A 20,127-nucleotide genomic window follows, 5' to 3' on the forward strand; every position below is an offset into this window, starting at 1 on the left:
GCGTTCTCCTTACATGCGGAACACGCCGAAACGTGTTTCCTCGACCGGTTTATTTAACGATGCGGCTAAAGCCAGACCAAGCACCCGACGACTATCGGCAGGATCGATCACGCCATCGTCCCATAACCGTGCCGATGCATAGTATGGGTGACCTTGCTTTTCATAGGTGTCGATAACAGGTTGTTTGAAAGCTTGTTCTTCCTCTTCTGACCAGGCCTCATTGTTGCGGGCTTTCTGGTCCCGTTTTACCTGCGCCAGTACGCCAGCAGCCTGCTCACCGCCCATTACCGAGATACGGGCATTAGGCCACATAAACAAAAAGCGAGGATCGTAAGCGCGGCCGCACATGCCGTAGTTTCCAGCACCAAAGCTACCGCCGATCAACAGGGTAATTTTCGGTACTTGTGCACAAGCGACGGCGGTCACCATTTTGGCACCATGCTTCGCGATGCCACTGGTTTCATACTGTTTACCTACCATGAAACCGGTGATGTTCTGTAAAAATATCAACGGTGTTTTACGCTGCGCGCACAGCTGCACAAAATGTGCTCCCTTGAGGGCGCTTTCTCCAAACAGAATGCCGTTATTGGCAACAATGCCAACTTCAATACCAAAAATGCTGGCGAAGCCACACACTAAGGTAGTGCCATAGAGGGGTTTGAATTCATCAAAATCGGAATCATCAACAAGCCGGGCAATGATTTCACGCACATCGAATGATTGCTTGCTGTCTTTCGGGATCAACCCGTATAAATCGGCAGCGGGGTAACGGGGCTCTGCGTACTGGTGCTTGAAAGCCTGGCAAGCCGTATCGCTTCTATTCAGTCTTTTTACGGCATTGCGGGCCATTTCCAAGGCGTGATGATCGTTGTTCGCCAATTGATCGGCCACGCCAGACGTGCGGGTGTGCACGTCGCCACCGCCCAGTTCTTCTGCGCTTACCACCTCACCGGTGGCGGCTTTTACCAAAGGCGGCCCAGCAAGAAAAATGGTGCCTTGTTGTTTAACAATAATACTCTCATCCGCCATGGCGGGAACATAGGCGCCGCCTGCCGTACACGAGCCCATGACAACAGCAATTTGGGGGATATTCTGCGCTGACATATTGGCTTGATTGAAGAATATACGACCAAAATGTTCGCGGTCGGGAAAGACTTCATCTTGCCGGGGCAGATTCGCACCGCCGGAGTCGACAAGATAAATACAGGGAAGATGATTTTCTGCCGCAATGGTTTGCGCGCGGAGGTGCTTTTTTACCGTGAGCGGATAGTAAGTGCCACCTTTAACGGTGGCGTCATTCGCCACAATCATGCACTGTATCCCGTTTACTAATCCAATACCCGCTACCACGCCAGCACAGGGAACGTAGTCCTCGTAGACTTCCCAGGCAGCGAACTGACCAATTTCTAGAAAAGGTGAGCCCGGGTCGAGTAGTGTGTCAATACGTTCACGGGCGAGCAGCTTTCCTCGCTTGTGGTGCTTCTCTACTGCCTTGCTGCCGCCACCTTGGGCGATCTGGGCAACTTTCTGCTGTAAATCCTCTACCAATGCTTGTATGTGAGCAGCATTGTCCTGATAACTCCCTGATGCGGGATTAACTGACGAAGACAGAACGGGCATAACCCCTCCTTAATGACGTTAGGTAAATGAGGTGGCTTCAGCCACCTTTTCGTTATTATTCAGATTCTTTAAACAGCTCGCGGCCAATCAGCATTCGGCGTATTTCTGACGTGCCTGCGCCAATTTCGTAAAGCTTGGCATCGCGGAGTAAACGGCCGGTCGCATATTCGTTGATGTAGCCATTTCCACCGAGCAGTTGAATAGCATCTAACGCCATGCTGGTGGCAAGTTCAGCAGAATACAAAATGGCACCGGCAGCGTCCTTGCGGGTGGTTTCACCCCGATCACAAGCTTTCGCTACCGCGTATACATAAGCCTTTGCGGCATTCATGCGGGTATACATGTCAGCCACTTTGCCCTGCACCAGTTGGAACTCGCCAATGGATTTGCCAAATTGCTCACGGTCGTGAATATAAGGAACAACCACATCCATACAGGCTTGCATAATGCCAAGTGGACCGCCAGAAAGTACCAGTCGCTCGTAGTCCAGGCCGCTCATGAGAATACGTACACCATCACCCTCGTTACCCATGAGGTTTTCAGCAGGCACTTCGCAATCTTCAAATACCAGTTCACAGGTATTGGAAGAACGCATGCCCAGTTTGTCGAGCTTTTGAGCCCGGCTGAAGCCAGGGAAATCTTTTTCTACGATGAAAGCAGAAATCCCTTTGGGTCCAGCATTGGTGTCGGTTTTTGCGTAAATGACAAAAGTGTGGGCGTCGGGACCATTGGTGATCCACATTTTATTGCCGTTGAGAATGTACTTATCGCCTTGCTTTTCTGCGTGCAGTTTCATGGAAACCACATCAGAACCCGCATTAGGTTCACTCATGGCCAGGGCACCAATATGCTCACCGCTTATCAGCCCCGGTAAATATTTTTCACGCTGGGCGTCATTACCGTTTCGGTAGATCTGATTCACACAAAGGTTTGAGTGGGCGCCGTAACTGAGACCGATCCCCGCTGAGGCGCGGCTGATTTCTTCCATGGCAACGGTATGGGCGAGGTAGCCCATCTCTGCACCACCGTATTGTTCTGATACGGTGACACCCAGCAAACCCATCTCCCCGAATTGTGTCCATAATTGATTTGGAAATTGATTGTCTTCATCGGCCGAACCGGCCAGTGGGGCAATCTGTTGGCTGGCAAACTGACTGACGTGTTCTCTTAACATGTCAATGTCTTCGCCAAGGCCGAAATTCAGGGTAGGGTAAGATGTTGTCATTCTTTATGTCCTCGTTTTAATTCAGCCAGTTCTTCCCGGCAACGCGCTTCTACTTCGTCGAGTTCCCCCATTAGCATCTGGATATCTTCCAACTGCTGAAGAAGAACAGCGCGTTTTTGTTCGGTCATACTAAGCATGGTTTCAAGCTGCATTGCGGAATCCGGGTTGCTGTCGTAAAGCTCAAACAAGTTTTTTGCTTCCGCCAACGAAAAGCCCAACCGCTTGCCGCGTAATATGAGTTTTAGCCGTACCCGATCTTTATTGTTATAAATCCGGTTCATTCCCGTTCGGGTTGGACTGATTAATTCCTGTTCCTCGTAAAACCGGATTGACCGGGGAGTAATGTCAAATTCCTTTGCCAGTTCACCAATGGTGTAAGTTTGCTGTTCTTTTTTGTCGGTAGTCATTGAGCATGCCTTTTAAACCAGTAAATCCTGCATTGGTGCGCCATGTTGACAGATGAACAACACGATAAATCATCCTTGCAGGTTTGCGTTAACGTAAATGATAGTTAACGTTAAGGTAATGTATGAATAATGTAGCGTCAATAACTGCAAAGTTTCTGTTACGTTTTTCTCAAATGTATGATGTACTGGCTATAATTTACGCGGTATGAGTAAAGGATCTTTTTCTAACCAAGTGAGGCAATACAACTATGAGCAACGAAGCGGTAGTAATTGTGGCAGCAAAGCGAACGCCCATGGGTGGGTTCAATGGCAGTTTATCTTCTGTGCCATCCACGGAATTGGGCGCTGAGGCAATCAAAGCTATTTGTGCAGATGTTGACGTAAGTGAAATTGACGAAGTCATTATGGGGTGTGTGTTGCCAGCAGGTTTAGGGCAGGCGCCAGCCAGACAGGCTGCACTTAAAGCCGGACTGCCGTTGTCTGCGGGGGCAATTACACTCAATAAGGTTTGTGGTTCGGGTTTAAAAGCGGTAATGCTGGCCCATGACATTATTCAGGCGGGCAGTGCGAGCGTGGTTGTGGCTGGCGGTATGGAAAGCATGAGTAACGCGCCTTACATGTTGCCAAATGCTCGTTCAGGTTATCGTATGGGTCACGGTAAAGTGCTCGATCACATGATGATGGACGGCCTTGAAAATGCCTACGACGGTAAGGCTATGGGTTGTTTTGCTCAGGATACGGCAGACAACGAAGGTTTGACCCGTGGTCAGATGGATGAATACGCGCTGACTTCTCTGTCGCGTGCAAACGAAGCCATCAACAGCGGTGCTTTTGGTAACGAGATTTGTGCCGTTACTGTGTCTTCACGTAAAGGTGATGTCATTGTAGACACTGACGAAGGTCCTGGCGCGGCTCGCCCCGACAAAATTCCTTCATTGCGTCCTGCCTTCAAAAAAGACGGTACTGTCACAGCGGCAAACTCCAGTTCGATTTCTGATGGCGCAGCCGCGTTGTTGGTGATGACTGAATCTAAAGCGGCATCATTGGGCTTAAAGCCTTTGGCTAAAGTCGTGGCTCACGCGACCAATGCCATTGAACCAGAACTGTTTACTGTGGCACCCGTCGGCGCGATGGAGAAAGTCCTGGATAAAGCCGGCTGGACAAAAGACGACGTTGACCTTTGGGAAATTAACGAAGCGTTTGCCATGGTGACCATGCTTGCCATTCAAAAGCTGGGTCTGAATGCAGACAAAGTGAATATTAACGGTGGTGCGTGTGCGCTAGGTCACCCCATCGGCGCATCGGGTGCGCGTATTCTGGTAACTCTGTTACATGCACTTGCTAATAAAGGTGTTAAGAAAGGTGTGGCATCACTTTGTATTGGCGGCGGTGAAGGTGTAGCACTGGCTGTTGAAATGATCTAGTTATATTCATCAAAGCGGTTTATTCAAAAAGCAGCATGTTTATGCTGCTTTTTTGTATATTAATTTAATTGTAAATATCTGAAATTGCTCGTTTTTTGAGCCGTAAAATGTCAATTTAATTTACACTTTAGTAAAATCTCATATTACACAATTAAATATAGTTCTTTTATATCAGTCTCCTATATTTCTTGGTGCATTTTTTGTATAACTTATTCCTCACCGATGTCACGGAAGTCAAAAATACATCGGGAATAATAATAAATGCAGTAAATCCAGAAGCGGGTTCTGACGAAGTGGATATTTCGTAGAATAATTCCCGATTTAACGCAGCGCTTGCTGCGATTTTGACGGAAGCCGCAATAACAAAAAGTGTCAATGGGAGACGCAGCAATATGACATTCAAGAAGAAACTATTGGGAACAGTAATCTCAATGGCGGTATCTGCGGGTATGACAACCGCAGTAAACGCTCAACAGATTGCTCCTCAAGACTTGTCGAAGATTTCACTCAGTGAAGCTTCAGCTAATGTCAAAAGAAGTTCTGGCCTTTACATCGTTCAGATGAAAAAGGAACCAGGTATCACCTACGCAGAGGAAATTGGGGAACTTATCCCACATCGACAACTTGTTGCCAGTAAAGGCAACCAGTATTCCGCCAAATCCAATCGGCTTCGTCGTTACACTAATCAGCTAAAACGCCAACAGACCATCGTAGCTAATCGATCTGGCCGCGTTAAAATCATTCATAACTATGTTCACAGCTTCAACGGTTTCTCCGCAAAGCTGACTCCAGCGCAGGTTAAAGCCCTTCGCGCAAATCCAAACGTTGCCAATGTATGGGAAGATCAACTGGTTAAAGTTGATACTGCCAGTACCCCAGAATTTTTAGGGCTCACAGGCCCTGATGGCCAACACACTCTGGGCATTAAAGGTGATGACATTGTTGTAGGTGTACTCGATACGGGTATCACGCCAGAAAATCCAAGTTTCGCCGACGACGGCACATACAGCGACCCCAGTGACATAGGTTGGAGCGGCGCTTGTGATACCGGTGAAGAAGCCCAAGAGGGTACCTTTACCTGTAATAATAAACTCATCGGTGCACGTTACTTCAATGAAACGTTCAGTTCCGTTTATGACATCCAATACGGGCTAGGTGAATTTGAATCACCTCGTGATGCTGATGGCCATGGTAGCCACACTGCCAGCACGGCGGCGGGTAACGAAGGCGTGCCAGCTATCATGAATGGCACGGAAATTGGTGTGATGAGTGGTATTGCTCCTCGCGCTCGTGTTGCCATGTACAAGGTTTGCTGGAACTCTAACTACACCAGCCCTGAAGGCAACGATGAAGCTGGCTGCTTTGCCAGTGACAGCATGGCCGCCATCGATCAAGCCATTGTTGATGGTGTTGATGTTATCAACTTCTCAATTGGTGGTAGCCGTACCGACCTGACTTATCCGTCAACGGCTGCTATGTTACGTGCTGCTCAGGCAGGTATTTTTGTATCTGTATCCGCGGGTAACTCAGGCCCTACGCCTTCCACTATTGGCACACCTGCACCATGGGTAACAACCGTTGCTGCCTCGACTTACGATGGCGAATCTGTTGCGAATGGTCTTGAAGTGACTGCTTACGACGAAACCGACACGGTTGCATTCACCGAAGGTTCTATCACACTGCCGCTTAGCGAATCAGGCCCAGTGACTGGCTCACTGGTTGTTGCAGAGCCGCTAGAAGCTTGTTACGTGGGTGATGCCGCAACACCATTAGATAACGCAGCCGACATCGAAGGCAATATCGCGCTTATCCAACGTGGCTCTTGTGCATTTACACAAAAAGTAACCCGTGCGGTTGAGTCTGGCGCTACTGCCGTAGTGGTATACGACAATGGCGGTGGTGTAACCCGCATGGGCGGTGACTACGTTGGCCAGATCCCGGGTGGTATGGTTACCCTTGACGTGGGCAGCGCGCTTTACTCTGCAGCGCTTGAAGGTGGCAATGTAAGTGTCACTATGAGCGCTGGTACGTTCGTACCTGTTGAGGAAGTGGGTAATATCATGGCTGAATTCTCAAGCCGTGGTCCAAATGGCTCAACCTTGGATGTCATTAAACCTGATATTACTGCACCGGGTGTACGTATTCTTGCTGCGACAACCGACACGCCAATGTTTGGTGAGCCGGGCAGTCAGGTTGCTTACTTGAGTGGTACATCCATGTCTTCTCCGCATATTGCGGGTATGGCAGCACTGCTGATGGACCAACATCCAGAATGGTCACCGGCGCAGGTTAAATCTGCACTGATGACGTCGGCGTATCAAGGTGTAACGAAAGAAGATGGTTCTACACCCGCCGATCCTTTCGACTTTGGTGCAGGTCATGCCGCGCCGGTTTCTGCAATGGAACCTGGCCTGACTTTCGATGCGACCTTCTACGACTACATGAGCTTTATGTGTGGTTTAGATGAAGAGTCTTTCGTTATCAGTGAGTCTGGTATCGATTGTGCAACCTACGAAGCGTATAACTTCCCAACTGATCCTTCACAGTTGAACTATCCGTCAATTGCGATTGGTGAGTTGGCAGGTGAAGAAACGATTCTTCGTTGGGTAACCGATGCAACGGGTTCTGGCGGTGCTTACTCCATTTCTGTTGAAGGATTGGAAACGCTAGATGTGACTGTTCAAGGTTACAACACTGCGCAAGAACCGTTAGCCGGTAACATGCTGGAAGTTGACCCTGCTGCGACTTCACCATTCCAGGTAACTATCGCTAAAACAGCGTCGACAGTAGCTGACGAGTGGGTATTTGGTGCAATCGTTCTAACTGGTGCTGACGGTACCGTAGTTCGTAGCCCGGTAGCTGTAATGCCTGTGCCAGATGAAACCATCGTAGCGCCAGAGGCTGTTGCGGTGCCTATTAATAGTCGTGGTCGTGGATTCTTCACGGCGCAGATGAACTATACCGGTCGTGCTTCTATCGAGTACACCAGCCTGGCTGCGCCTGGCCTGGTAAGCGATTCCGTAGCACAAGACCCTGACAGCAGCTTCTCGTTCAACGAACCTGGTTTATCCACGTCTTTCTTTGAAATTCCTGAAGGCACCGGTGTCGTTCGCTTCAGTCTGTATGACAGTCTGGTAGAACAAGCTGGGACGGACTTAGACCTTTACGTTTACCGTTGTGCTTCATACTCTTGTTCACAAGTAGGCGTATCGGCATTAGCAGGTTCTGATGAAGAAGTTACGTTGGTTAACCCCGAGCCGGCTGCGAATGCAGGGGCAGGTGACTTCTATATTGTTTGGGTGCACGGTTGGGATCTAAACGGTGCTGAAGAAACTGCCTTCCAGATGCCAGTTTGGGTGTCTGAAGGGCAGGATCGTAGCAGTCGTTTCAGCATGTCAAGACGTGCCGTTGATGGTCGTCTAAACAACGTGAACATTACAACTCGTGGTATGGAATCTGGCCTGCCTTACCTTGGTACAGTTACCTTCTTCGATGGTGAAGGTGTGAATCAAGGCACGACCCTGGTAGAAGCCATTAAACAATAATCTTAAAAAAATTGAGCGCAGCACAGGTGCTGCGCTCTTACTAAAATAGGCAGAAGTACACATGAAAAACTTAAAATCACTTTTTAGTGCAGCATTATTAGCTGCGAGTTCAATGATGTTTGCAGCCCAATCTAATGCTGCAATCATCACCGAAACAGTATCTATTGATGGCATTGATGTAGCTAGTTTAACGTTCGAGCTGGACGATATGCTGATTAACTCCGGTATGGGGCAGGTATATGTTCTAGATGATATGGGTTTTGATATTATTGACTTTGAGGTTTATTTCTCAGCTGGGATCCCTCAAATTCTTAATGAGATCGACGCTTCAATTGATGTAGATAACCTGTTTGCCGGTATTGAATTTTTGTCTGCTGACATCGAAGATACCTATCCTGGTGATGTTTGGTTCTATCAATTTGTTATTGATGATTATGATCCAGTTTTTAATTATTTTGAAACGTTTAGCGAAGTGGACGGTTACCTGCCAGATTTTTCCGCTTACGGCAGTATTGTAACATCACGCTCTTTCGTTGATGTTTCGGAACCATCAATCCTGGCGCTGTTTGCCCTGGCATTGGGTGGTTTGGTTGCACGTCGCCGCGCTTAATTGCTGCAAGTTTTATTTTTAAAAAACCTCCTTCGGGAGGTTTTTTTATGCGTCTAATACCTGCTTTGAATAGACTAGATGATTCGATTAAAGTAATACTTATTTGTCATTTTTGTCACTACAATATTAACTCTCAAAAAGTAGCATTGCGTTAGTGCGTATTGATAAGAGATACTGATAAGGTTGTCGCTGTAATTTTCTAAGAGGTTGTTTTTGTTGAAGCGTTTCGCCAAATTGTGTTTTGCTTTTGTGTTTTCGATGATGTTTGTTTGTCAAACACTCGCTGCACAAACAGAAATAGACACAGTGACTTATTGTATCGATCCAGACTGGATGCCCTACGAAGCATTGCGGAATGGTCAGCACATAGGCATTTCAGCTGATTATTTGTCTCTTATCAGTAAGCTTTCCGGCTACAAATTCAAGCTGGTTCCTACCGAAAACTGGCAAGACACCATGGCGGCTGTAGAGTCCGGTGGCTGTATGGTGACTACTATGATCAATCGTACCCCCAGCCGAAGTCATTTTCTCCTTTTTTCGCATCCTTATCTTGAAGTGCCTAATGTGATTATCGGTCAAGACAATACGCCTATGCTCCAAGGTTTTGAGGCTGTTGGAAATCGGGTGGTAGGCATTGTTAGCGGGTATCGTCATGCCGAATACTTGGCGAGATACTATCCAGAAATTCTTACTGAGTATGTTGACTCGGAACTGGATGGTCTGAACAAACTGGCTTCCGGAGATATTGACCTCATGGTCGGTTCACTCATGGGCGTTTATTCAGCCATAAATGCGAACGACCTGACTGATTTGAAGATCGTGGGCTTTGCGGAGCCGTTTGATATGTTGTCTTTTGGCGTGAATAAAAACTATTCAGAATTACTGCCAAAGCTAAACAAAGCCATTGATGCAATTCCAGAAGTTCGCCGGGTTGAGATTTATAAAAGATGGAATTCAGTCCGACAGGTAAAACAAACCCGTTACGTCCAGGTAATCACCGTGGCTTTTCTCGGTTTGGCACTTATTGGTTTTATAGGATGGCGCAAGCGTTTATTGAAACAGTATCGACGCGAAATCGCTTACAAAGACGAAGAAATCGAAATTTTGCAGTCCTCGTTATTAGAGAGAAACCGAACACTGGAGTTTCTCTCCACCCGTGATGCCGTGACCGGTTTGTATAACCGAAACTATGTACTGCAAAAATGTGAAGAAGAAATTTCACGGTTCCAACGTTTCCATTCGCCGTGTACGCTTATCGCTGTAAATATTATGGTCGGCCAAAAGCCGCTATCGGCGGGCCCATCAAGTGATGCGCTGTGTAAAAAGCTGGCATCACTTTGTTTGTCGACGGTGAGAGATGTAGACATAGCGGGGCGAAGTGAGCCAGACCGATTTGTGATCCTCTGCCCGCAAACAGAACTTGCTGCAGCACGTCACCTAGCGCAACGTCTGCTTTCTATGTTAATCGATGAATCAGAGCCTGCGAATACGTATTATATTGGCGTAGCAGAGCTTCAGAATGGCCAAACGTACCAGGAATGGAGCGACGATTTGCACCGGGCTATCAGTGCTTCCCGTCGCCAGGGCGGGAACTGTGTCATGGTGTCTGAATAGGTCGGTCTGGTAGCTTTTATCAGGCTGAGGTGTCAGGCTCGTAGTGCCATTTATGACCTTCGTAGCGAATACGACAGCGTTCATATTCCCGTTCTGAACGCCAGTTTCTGTTGTTTAATTTTGCCGATACACCGGCGTATATCCGCTTATTCGCTTTTAAACAAATGCGGCGCTGATATTCCTCTTTCATGGAAGCCAGTTCTGCTGCCTTTTGTTCTAACCAATTGAGTAAAGCATTTTCATTGGTAAGTAAACTTTTTGCCTCGCTGACTTTGTTTTCTAACCCTTTGTGTAAAATGCGATTGGTAATCACATTGAGTTTTTCACGATGGCGGGAATTGTTTTCTCTGAGTTGTCGAAGCAATTCCTCTGTTGACTCTTTTCGTTCAAGCAGGGCACTCATGCCATCAGAAAAATCAACTTTCAGGGTGCTACCCGAGATAGCCCCTAAGGTGCCTGCTTCGACTTTATCCTGACACGTAATGTCGCAGGCAAACAAATTGCCCATGGGCTTCTGGATATTACCCACGGTGACAGAACCGCCACTTTGCACTTTACTGTAGGCCAACTGACGACCAACAGTCAGGTTTTTACCGGCTTTAATTTCAATACCCTGACCATGCTGAACATGGATGCTACCGCCAGCAATAAGCACGCAGCCGTAGCCATCGGTGTTGGATGTCACCTTACCCATGGCACCTTCGGTAATAATGATATCGCCACCAGCCTCGATAGTCGCGGATTCGACAAAGCCGTTAATTGTGATGTCTTTGGTGGCTTTAATACGCATGTTCTCTGCCACGTCACCATTTACCAGCACCGCACCATCGTAGGTAACATGACCCGTGCCCACATTCACGCCATTACAAATGAAGGTCTCATCAATGTTCATTCGCAGGTCATTGTATTTAGGCATACCGGATTTAGTTGCCAGCAGGATATTGTCATCCTCTTCGCACACCTTGGTACCCGTGCCCATTTTAAAATCTGTCCATTCGCCGGGTTTGGGATAGAGCACGTTGCCTCTAACATCGAAACCTTTGCGGCCTTGCGTCGGGGGGGTACGTCTTAGCACAGGCGTGCCTGTTTTCACGCAAATGACGTCGCCTAAATTTCGCAGATCCGATTTACTGTTCTCATCAAGTTGAGGGCGTAAGATACGTTCTAAAGCATTGGGCACCAGCGGAATAAACCGACAACCTTTACCCGTGCGCGGCGGCAATCCTTTGGCAATGATTTCTTCAAATACTTTTCCGGGTTCGGCACGCTCAGCAGCTTTCAGCAGGTTATTAATATGGCGCATGCCGACACCGCGGGTGATACGGTTTTTATAAGCCAGATTGCGAATGGTGATCGCGTTAGGCATACGGCCACCATAGGGTGTGGTAAGGCGCAAAGTCGCAGAGAGGTTATCTTCACTAATGGTGAAGTCGACTTCTGCATGGCGCAGTTGGGCGATTTCAGCAGACACTTCCGTTTTGTCACCGGTTTTAAAACACAAATTCGCTTTATCACAGGCAGATTTCAACGCCTTTTGCGACAGGTAAAAATCACCGTAACCATTTTCTTGCAATGCGTTTTTGATCCAGTCCATATCCGCCTCCTTTTCCATGTCCCCAGGAAGCAAAATAAGTGAAACATACTGCGTGTCGCTATTATAATTGAAAGCAATTCCTTTCATGTTTTATCCACAATACTGCTGCGCTTCATACCTATCGGCATCATGCCGCTAAGTCTTTACATTTATTCATGACCTTAGGCTTACTCTATCGGCTTTTTTGCGTTTCCGTCAAAGGTTTTGCGCGTAAGTGTAAAGTGCACGCAAAATCGCCTGTTTATCGGGATCATTTTCATGCTCATGCGCCAGCTGTTCCAGTTCCATTAAAAACGGCTCCAGGGTAATTGTGGCCGGTGAATCTTTGTCGGTAAGACGGTACTGTCTATGGGCCTGCCAGCGATGAAGCTCATCGGCTGTGAGGGTTGAGGGGAAGTTACGCGCACGATAGCGAAATAATAATGTGCGTAATGTTGGGTTTTGCGTTTGCTCGCTCAAACGATCAAGCAGTTCAGGTGGTGTTTCACGTACTTCGTCACACCAACGTCGGTCTGCATCGGAGAGGAAACCGCCACTATAAAGCGTATAGTCTGCATCATCGTCACTTTCTTCATAAGGCTGATTGTAAACGCTGGAAAGTTTCGCCTGCAGATTCGGATAGTTGGCTAAGATTTTGTAGTTTTGCAAACACTGCTCACGATTCAAGCCTAGACGGGCGGCGTTCTCTTCGGTCATCGCTTTCGCCGTGGTAACAAACGGAGAGCGATTAATATGAATCAGTTTGAGCCCGGGGCGGGGCGTATCGCCAAGATCCTCTGCGCTCGTGTACAGCTTTTCCCGCAAGGTCTCTGCGTCATCTTCAAGGAGCATATCGACAGGCTGCGACAAGTCCACCGTAATAATCGCATTGGCATTGGTTGGGTGCATCGCTACGGGCATGACCCAGGTGGTACAGCCCTGTGAAGCAGGCAGCCTGGAAGAAACATGTAACACCACCGATGGTTGAGTCACGTCAATTTGTTTCATGACGTTTTGCTTACTGCGTAAACTAAACGCGTAGTCATAGAGTTTCGGCTGGTGTTGTTTAATAAGCTTAGCCAGCGCAATGGTTGCTCTCACGTCAGACAACGCATCATGGGCCTGGCCATGTTCGAGATCATTGGCTTTGGTTAAGGCTTCAAGCTTAAATATCGGACTGCCATCTTCCCGGGTAGGCCAGGTAATGCCATCAGGTCGCAGGGCGTAGCACGCACGGGCAAGATCGATAATATCCCAGCGGGAGTTGCCATTTCGCCATTCACGGCTATAGGGGTCATAAAAATTGCGATACAACAGACTGCGGGTCATCTCATCATCAAACCGGATACTGTTATAACCCACCACACAGGTATTTGGCTGACTCATCTGCTCGGCAATTTTGCGTGCGAATTCAGCCTCTGTCATGCCATCACGAAGTGATTGCTGGGGGGTGAGTCCGGTGATCAGGCAGGCTTGTGGATGCGGAAGCGTATCGTTGGCGATTTGCGCCATGATATTGATGGGTTTACCAACGACATTCAGTGCCATATCTGTACGTATTGCGGCAAACTGGCAAGGACTGTCTTTGAGTGGGTTGGCCCCCCAACTTTCAAAATCGTACCATAGCAGGGAAGGCGTGTTTTGTGTCATTGGTAATGCATGTCCATTGTGTTATTACTGTGCGCAGGCACTATACCAGCGCCGTTTTCACCATGCTAGCCGAAGGGGCTGGCTGACACACCAATTCGGTTAATAACTCAACAATAATAAAGGATTCACACATGAAAGCAGTCATAACCGCCGTTTTATTCGGTGCCGCTAATTTACTTACCCCAGCCGTAGCTGCCGAAAAGCCCGTTGCCATTGTTATTCACGGTGGTGCAGGCACTATTTTAAAAGAGAATTTTACCCCGGAACTTGAGCAAGCTTATAAAGCGAAGCTGGCAGAAGCGGCATCTACCGGGTATGCCCTTCTAGAAAAGGGCGAGCCGGGCGAAAAGGCCGTAATCGCCGCCATTCAGATCCTGGAAACCTCACCGCTTTTTAATGCCGGTATTGGTGCGGTGTATACCTGGAAAGGTGAACATGAACTAGATGCGTCGCTCATGCATGGCAGTACGCGAAATGCAGGCGCTGTAGCGGGTGTGAAAACCATTCGTAGTCCCATTGCAGCGGCAGCCGCCGTTATGCATCAGTCGCCACATGTGATGCTATCTGGTAAAGGAGCCGAAACCTTCGCCAAAGAGCAAGGTTTAGAGCAGGTGGATAACCACATTTTTGATACGGAACGCCGTTTTGAGTCGTTGAAAAAAGTAAAACAGCGCATGGAAAATGCGGGGTTATACGGCGATCAGCAAGGCAACGAACGTTTTGGTACGGTTGGCGCAGTGGTACTGGATGCCGAAGGTAACCTCATCGCCGGCACTAGCACCGGCGGAATGACCGCCAAGCGTTACGGCCGCATCGGCGATTCGCCTGTGATTGGTGCCGGAACCTGGGCAGATAACGACAGCTGTGCGGTGTCTGCAACGGGACACGGTGAGTACTTTATCCGCTATCACGTGGCGGCAGATATTTGCTCGCGTATGAAGTACCAGAATATGAGTCTTAAAGACGCGTCTGATACCGTTATTTTTGATGTACTAAAACCGGTGGGCGGGGACGGCGGCATTATCGCCATCGACCACGAGGGTAACATTGCGACGCCGTTTAATTCTGCGGGAATGTATCGGGCCAAAATTGATAAGCACGGTAAGCTTTCTGTTGGAATTTATGGTGAATGGGCCGACTTGTAAAAAAAATGTGAGATTTGGCGGCTGGCAACTCGCATAACCTGATAACAGCGTCTAGGCTGAAAGAAAGCGCTAATGTGGCGGACTGGAGGCTAAATATGGAATCTTTGCAAGTAAGCGATTATATGAACCATCATCCGGTGAAGTTAACCGAAGAAATGACGGTAGCAGCCGCGGTGGAGACATTGCTGGCCAGCAAACAAACAGGGGGAGCCGTTCAAGATAGTAAAGGGCAGGTTGTCGGTTTTTTGTCTGAGCAGGATTGTCTCAAACAAATGATTGAATCGACTTATTATCGTGAACAGGTTTGTCGGGTGAAAGACATCATGCAAACCACAATAAGCGCGGTAAAACCCTGGGATTCTGTGCTTGAAGTTGCCCAGCGCCTCATTGCCGAACGACCACGGGTGTTTCCGGTTATCGATGAAGATGGCGTACTGGTAGGCGTAATAAACCGTGCGGCCATCCTCCGGGCTATCGATAAGCAATTGGAATCGGGTTACAGCCGCATTGCCAGCTAAATAGAAATGCCGGATCGCAGTTGCGAGCCGGCTTTGTTTTTCTAAATAGAATCACTTTATTTAGCGGTACTGGCGAATAAATTCGGCCAGTTGATAGCCCGATACTAGCTTAAAATTTTGCTGTTGCGAAGGCATAACGTTATGGCCATCCTGCACCACCAGCAGACCTTCCGGTAAGCTTTCTCCAAAAGATACTGACAAACTTTCCAGCCCATCGGTTTCAGACACGCCGTCTATTCCCGCATCTGTGTCTGCAGCAATCGCAAACGTGCCCAACAAGCGATGGTCTTTGGTACTGAACACGCCATAGCGATGATTACCCTGGCTCGAAATGATGAGATAGCGCTCGCCATCTACATCGAACAACGACATGCCTTCGATATCATCTTGGATAGGTCCGCCAACGCGAGCGAGTATGCGCGGTGTGGCGTCGATATTATTTAGATCACGTATCCACACCGCCTTATCTTCTTCGCCGTAATACAGCATGCCAGTTTCGTCATCAGCCACACAACCTTCAGGCTGTGAAGGCACGGTAAAGGTATCAATAATTCGGCTGGTGATGCTATCGTTTTGCATCGTTAAACGGTGGCGTTCAACGTGACCGTCGGTATCGTTAACCAGTACGTCCAGTTCACCTTTGTCACTGTGATACATACATAGGCCATACAAATCATTCAAATTAGATTTTAGCTTACTCGCGGTGCTTGCCGTGCGGGTATCAGCATCGAGTAAAAAAATATCAACGGTACGGCTAGTGCGGTTCGATGCAGCGGCGATGTCGAACGTACCTTGCTTTGTCTGCCAATGGGTACGCACATCCACATTGTTCACCCTGCCAACAGGCAAATGCTGTAAACGTTTGCCGGATAAATCAAACAAGTCCAACCCACCTTTTTTATCGGTACCCAATATGATGGACTTCTCCGGCGAATCGGTCAAATACCAGATCGCCGGATCGTCAGCAGCATCGCCAAATCGTGCAACGGTATCGGTTTGCGCGAAGGCAGTAAGGTAGGCGTCGACTCTCGCGCTTGTGGAAACTTTGGGTTCCGCCTCGGCGGGCAGGGCGAAGCGCACGGTATAAAGGGATTCCGTTTTATCGTCGTACAGGCCTATAATTGCGTTATCGTTGTATGCCGTAAACCGGATGGTTTCCCATTTGTGATCGCCGTTGGTGGTGGTCCAGTTAATGGTCGAATCTTGCAATATCCCTACGGCGTTGATATCTGGTGATACCAGCATTGTTAGGCCGTTATAAACGCCAACGCCTTCTATGCCCGCCATATCGGGTAAAGTAATCAGATCACGGCCATCACCGGCTTCTACTGAATTGTCATACTGCCACAAGCCCACGTTTTCATCTGCTAGCAATACCTTTCCATTCATCGAGTCGATTTGACAGTTTTTCAGCCCGGTCCCCACGTTTACTGTACGCATGGCAATGTTTTTGTCGTGTTCAAGCCAGAACTGCTGCATGCGGCCGAGGGCATCACCCGTGATCAAATTAAGTTTGTCGTTTACCGATGACAGGCAGACGGCTTCCAAATCTGCGGAGCCTGCATTTACCGTGGTGAGCGGGGAAAATGCATGATTGGCGAATGTATAACGGAACAATTCAACACCATAGGTATCGTTGTTGAGTGCTGCAACGATAAAGCCGCTGTCGGTGACGAGCACATCGGACTGAGCGAAGTGACCGGCCAGGGTCGCAACAGGCTGTTCTTTTTCATTGGTAAGGATTAAACCTTCGGTTTCGCTGGTCACCAGGTAGAAAAGCTTTTCATTCATTGCTAGCGGGGTGAGCTGAGCACCATTTACAGAAAACGCCTGAGGCTCTGCGATTGCGAACACATCGTCAGCCATTACTTTACAAGGTGCGAGGAGCAAACTGGAGAATAAAAAGGAAAGGGGGAAGAAGGTATTTTTCACTGGAAGTCTCGGTTAATGTTATGAGAAAACGATAAATCTATGAGAGATCAGATGCGACCAGCGGCCGCATCTGCCGGCGTTTTACATCTGCCAGGTAAAGCCAATTTCAAAAGTGCGGCCGTACTCTTCATACTGTGCATTGCGGTTACGCTGGTCGAAATAGTTGTAATATGGCTCATCAGTGAGGTTCACACCATTGAGATACAACATCATATCGTCGTTGATATAGTACTTGCCGGAAAAATCGAGTTGGTGATGATCGTCTTCCATGCGCAGCATATCGCCATCAATTTCCTCAAAGTTCTCGCTCTTGTACGTCATGGTTAAACGCAGACTCACCAGATTATTTTCATAACCTAACGTGAGATTGCCAATACGGTCAGACTGATTAGGTAAACTGGTTTCAAAGCGCTCACCGTCAACCAGCGTGGTCGCATCGGAATTTGAGAAGGTGCCGTTAGCAGATACTAAAAAGCCGTTATCGAAGGCTTTTACCCATGATAATTCCAAACCATGCAGACTGGCAGATTCGCCATTCAACGGCTGTATGACTTCATCATAACCTTCCCAACCTTCAGTACCGGCAACGTCGGCATAAACCACAAAATTGTCGATATCTTTGTAGAAATATCCGGCAGATACCACACCGATAGCGCCAGGGTAATATTCTACTGATAAATCAAAGTTATCTGATTCGTATGGCTGTAATTCAGGATTACCCACTTCAGCTTCACGAACTGTCACGAAGCTGTCGCCGTCTTCTTCTGTTTTGGTTTCGATAATTTGGAAAGCGGCCACGTCCTCAAATTTTGGGCGGGCAATGGTTTGTGTATAAGCACCACGCAAAACCACTTTGTCATTCAAGTCGTAGCGCAGGTTTACACTGGGTAGCCAGTAATCGTAATCACGATCTGAATTCCACGGTGTGTTAATGACTTCTTCAACGTCGGTCTGTTCGTTTTCTACCAGCTCTACACGCATGCCGTTGGTGCTGAAGTCGGTTTTTTCGTAGCGCAAACCGGCGACAACACGTAGTGCGTCAATGTCGGCGGTTAACATGGCGTAGGCGGCAAAAATGTCCTCTTTATTCACGTAAGACGCACCATTGGATTCAACTTCCGAGTCTAACTCGGCCAGTTCCAGTGCGTTGCGGTTAGCCTCAAAGTTGCTGCGCAGGGCTCCGCGGTTCAGGCCATCGCCAAAGTTGCCAATGTTCCAGTCTGGCTGCGCGGCTGCGAAAGCCTCTCCGGTGATGCCTTCAAAATCGCCGTCATAAATATAGATGCCACTGTCGCGATCTTTTTCCCGGGAACGGTACTTACTACCAAACTTAAATTCACCCGCGTAGTCACCCAATTGCACGGAACGAATGAAGTCAATTTTGGCGCTTTTCTCAACATCTTTGGTGTAATTATCTTCATAACTGATTTCGTCTAGGTCGTAGAGTGACAAGTCCATGGCTTCAGCATTTTGCTGAACCTGGGGCTTCATGGTGTCGAGATCGGCTGAAATACTGCTGTTGTCTTGCTTAAACACATAGTAAACGCCGCCTGGCTCATCTTCGTCAGATTTTGCATAACCCAACTGCCAGTTAATATCCCAGTTGTCCAACTGGTGCTCACCACCTGCGGCGATAGTAAGAATGGTTTGGGTTTCTTTACGGTCTTTACTCTCACGCTCGATTTCAGAGTCTTCGCCGTCGAAAGTGAAAACGTTAGCCTGACGGAATTCGTCATCAGAGAATTCGCTGTACAGCGTGCGCAGGAAGTATTGATTGTTGAAGTCTGGACGGAAATCAAAGTTAACCGCTGCGCCCAGACGTTCCCGGGTGATTTGATAATCACGTTGTTCTACTTCGTCGTCACCGTTACTTTCCACATTATCTGAGCCAAAGTCGCGCTCAAACCAGGACAACGCAGCAGCAACACCAAACGACTCGTTGAAACGATGTGTGTAGCTGCCAGAAACCTTAGGACTTGTTTCATCTACCAGCTCATTGTGGCTGGCCTGCAGGGTCAGTTTTGCGGTGTCTTGCTGATAATCAAATGCGCTGACACTTTTTACTTCAACGGAACCACCAATCGCATCGGCATCCATGTCTGGTGTAACAGATTTAGACACTTCCAGGGTTTGAATCAGTTCAGAAGGAATAACATCGAGGGCGACAGAACGTACACCAGACTCCGGAGAAGGGATGTTCAGGCCGTTGATGGTCACGTTGTTCAGGTTAGGATCGATACCGCGAATGCCAACAAACCGGCCTTCGCCCTGGTCTCGCTCGATGGAAAGGCCAGGTAGGCGCTGTAAGGCTTCTGCGGCGTTTTGATCGGGAAATTGTCCAATGGCATCGGCAGAAACAACCGAGGAGATCCTATCTGATACGCGCTGACGGTTAATGGCGCTGGCCTGGCCGCTGCGTTGACCCTTCACCAGAATATCAGCAATGGCTTTGCCGTTGTCAGACAATGAAATGACCGGGGTGACAACACCGTCTTCAGTTACCGAAACCACTTCTGTTACCGGCTGAGCGCCCAGGTAGCTGATATGAAGCGTATAGGTTCCTGCAGGGAGTGCAGTAAAACGAAACGTGCCATCGCGGCGAGATTCCGTAGTGAGATTCAGTTCTTGGATTTTCACCTGAGCGCCGGCGAAAACCCGGCTGTTGTCATTATTGGTCAGCTGGCCGGCAATTTCACCGGCATTAGCAGTAAGTGCAAAAGTGCTTAAGCTGAGTGCTGCAAGGCAATGTTGAGTCAGTTTCGAAAGACGTGGCATGTGAGCGTTCCTGCAAAGAAGTTTATTGTTGAGTCAAAATGCTGGCCGCTACGCTAAAAACTGTTGATGACAAATTTGTGACTTAAACG

Annotated in this window: 13 protein-coding genes; 6 read left to right on the forward strand and 7 right to left on the reverse strand. The window is 48.2% G+C overall.

From position 1 onward, the window contains the following. Positions 1 to 9 precede the first annotated feature (9 nt). Genes ACXAFQ_RS04435 through ACXAFQ_RS04445 form a run of 3 tightly spaced genes read right to left on the reverse strand, consistent with a single transcriptional unit; the run spans position 10 to position 3,252 of the window. The gene (locus ACXAFQ_RS04435; RefSeq protein ID WP_474818355.1) at positions 10 to 1,620 is read right to left on the reverse strand and encodes a carboxyl transferase domain-containing protein; all 1,611 of its coding nucleotides are present in this window, start codon (positions 1,618 to 1,620) and stop codon (positions 10 to 12) included. A gap of 55 nt (positions 1,621 to 1,675) precedes the next feature. Further along, a complete protein-coding gene (locus ACXAFQ_RS04440; protein ID WP_474818357.1) occupies positions 1,676 to 2,845 on the reverse strand; it encodes an isovaleryl-CoA dehydrogenase in 1,170 nt (389 codons plus the stop codon). Continuing rightward, a complete protein-coding gene (locus tag ACXAFQ_RS04445; RefSeq protein ID WP_474818358.1) occupies positions 2,842 to 3,252 on the reverse strand; it encodes a MerR family transcriptional regulator in 411 nt (136 codons plus the stop codon). The genes ACXAFQ_RS04440 and ACXAFQ_RS04445 overlap by 4 nt, the downstream gene beginning before the upstream one ends. A gap of 248 nt (positions 3,253 to 3,500) precedes the next feature. Here ACXAFQ_RS04445 and ACXAFQ_RS04450 point away from each other — a divergent pair, with 248 nt between their 5' ends. The 4 genes from ACXAFQ_RS04450 (at position 3,501) to ACXAFQ_RS04465 (ending at position 10,445) form a co-directional block, all read left to right on the forward strand. Beyond that, on the forward strand, positions 3,501 to 4,676 hold the full coding sequence (locus ACXAFQ_RS04450) for a thiolase family protein (protein WP_474818359.1): 1,176 nt from the start codon (positions 3,501 to 3,503) through the stop codon (positions 4,674 to 4,676). Positions 4,677 to 5,089: 413 nt separating this feature from the next. Then, on the forward strand, positions 5,090 to 8,221 hold the full coding sequence (locus ACXAFQ_RS04455) for a S8 family serine peptidase (protein ID WP_474818360.1): 3,132 nt from the start codon (positions 5,090 to 5,092) through the stop codon (positions 8,219 to 8,221). Positions 8,222 to 8,282: 61 nt separating this feature from the next. Then, the gene (locus tag ACXAFQ_RS04460; RefSeq protein WP_474818361.1) at positions 8,283 to 8,831 is read left to right on the forward strand and encodes a PEP-CTERM sorting domain-containing protein; all 549 of its coding nucleotides are present in this window, start codon (positions 8,283 to 8,285) and stop codon (positions 8,829 to 8,831) included. Positions 8,832 to 9,044: 213 nt separating this feature from the next. Then, positions 9,045 to 10,445 carry a transporter substrate-binding domain-containing protein gene (locus tag ACXAFQ_RS04465; RefSeq protein WP_474818364.1) on the forward strand — a complete coding sequence of 467 codons (1,401 nt, stop codon included), beginning with the start codon at positions 9,045 to 9,047 and terminating at the stop codon, positions 10,443 to 10,445. A gap of 19 nt (positions 10,446 to 10,464) precedes the next feature. On the opposite strand, the gene ACXAFQ_RS04470 is transcribed toward ACXAFQ_RS04465, so the two are convergent. Both ACXAFQ_RS04470 and sbcB read right to left on the reverse strand, forming a co-directional pair. Then, positions 10,465 to 12,039 (reverse strand): DUF342 domain-containing protein, encoded by a 1,575-nt coding sequence (locus ACXAFQ_RS04470; RefSeq protein ID WP_474818365.1) that lies wholly within the window; start codon positions 12,037 to 12,039, stop codon positions 10,465 to 10,467. Between the two features lie 195 nt (positions 12,040 to 12,234). Next, positions 12,235 to 13,668: an exodeoxyribonuclease I gene (sbcB, locus tag ACXAFQ_RS04475; RefSeq protein WP_474818366.1), complete on the reverse strand. Its 1,434-nt coding sequence runs from the start codon at positions 13,666 to 13,668 to the stop codon at positions 12,235 to 12,237. 131 nt (positions 13,669 to 13,799) lie between these two features. On the opposite strand from sbcB, the gene ACXAFQ_RS04480 reads away from it, so the two are divergent. Together ACXAFQ_RS04480 and ACXAFQ_RS04485 are read left to right on the forward strand one after the other, a co-directional pair. Beyond that, positions 13,800 to 14,813, forward strand: coding sequence for an isoaspartyl peptidase/L-asparaginase family protein (locus ACXAFQ_RS04480; protein WP_474818367.1), 1,014 nt, complete (start codon positions 13,800 to 13,802; stop codon positions 14,811 to 14,813). A 95-nt stretch (positions 14,814 to 14,908) separates the two neighbouring features. Next, entirely contained in the window at positions 14,909 to 15,331 is a 423-nt protein-coding gene (locus ACXAFQ_RS04485; RefSeq protein ID WP_474818368.1) for a CBS domain-containing protein, read from the forward strand. A 60-nt stretch (positions 15,332 to 15,391) separates the two neighbouring features. Here the strand turns inward: ACXAFQ_RS04485 and ACXAFQ_RS04490 are convergent, their stop codons facing one another. Together ACXAFQ_RS04490 and ACXAFQ_RS04495 are read right to left on the reverse strand one after the other, a co-directional pair. After that, a complete protein-coding gene (locus tag ACXAFQ_RS04490; protein WP_474818369.1) occupies positions 15,392 to 17,263 on the reverse strand; it encodes a phytase in 1,872 nt (623 codons plus the stop codon). Positions 17,264 to 17,344: 81 nt separating this feature from the next. Then, complete coding sequence (locus ACXAFQ_RS04495) at positions 17,345 to 20,038, reverse strand: TonB-dependent receptor (RefSeq protein ID WP_474818370.1); 2,694 nt, start codon at positions 20,036 to 20,038, stop codon at positions 17,345 to 17,347. Positions 20,039 to 20,127: the final 89 nt, after the last annotated feature.

This window comes from Alteromonas sp. ABH2_165 (assembly GCF_056159945.1).

What these genes read in the sequence shown, in the direction of transcription:
- ACXAFQ_RS04480 (WP_474818367.1), top strand. Translation starts at nt 13,800, where the DNA reads ATGAAAGCAGTCATAACCGCCGTTTTATTCGGTGCCGCTAATTTACTT.
- ACXAFQ_RS04485 (WP_474818368.1), top strand. Translation starts at nt 14,909, where the DNA reads ATGGAATCTTTGCAAGTAAGCGATTATATGAACCATCATCCGGTGAAG.
- ACXAFQ_RS04435 (WP_474818355.1), bottom strand. Translation starts at nt 1,620, where the DNA reads ATGCCCGTTCTGTCTTCGTCAGTTAATCCCGCATCAGGGAGTTATCAG.
- ACXAFQ_RS04445 (WP_474818358.1), bottom strand. Translation starts at nt 3,252, where the DNA reads ATGACTACCGACAAAAAAGAACAGCAAACTTACACCATTGGTGAACTG.
- ACXAFQ_RS04460 (WP_474818361.1), top strand. Translation starts at nt 8,283, where the DNA reads ATGAAAAACTTAAAATCACTTTTTAGTGCAGCATTATTAGCTGCGAGT.
- ACXAFQ_RS04440 (WP_474818357.1), bottom strand. Translation starts at nt 2,845, where the DNA reads ATGACAACATCTTACCCTACCCTGAATTTCGGCCTTGGCGAAGACATT.
- ACXAFQ_RS04470 (WP_474818365.1), bottom strand. Translation starts at nt 12,039, where the DNA reads ATGGACTGGATCAAAAACGCATTGCAAGAAAATGGTTACGGTGATTTT.
- sbcB (WP_474818366.1), bottom strand. Translation starts at nt 13,668, where the DNA reads ATGACACAAAACACGCCTTCCCTGCTATGGTACGATTTTGAAAGTTGG.
- ACXAFQ_RS04450 (WP_474818359.1), top strand. Translation starts at nt 3,501, where the DNA reads ATGAGCAACGAAGCGGTAGTAATTGTGGCAGCAAAGCGAACGCCCATG.
- ACXAFQ_RS04495 (WP_474818370.1), bottom strand. Translation starts at nt 20,038, where the DNA reads ATGCCACGTCTTTCGAAACTGACTCAACATTGCCTTGCAGCACTCAGC.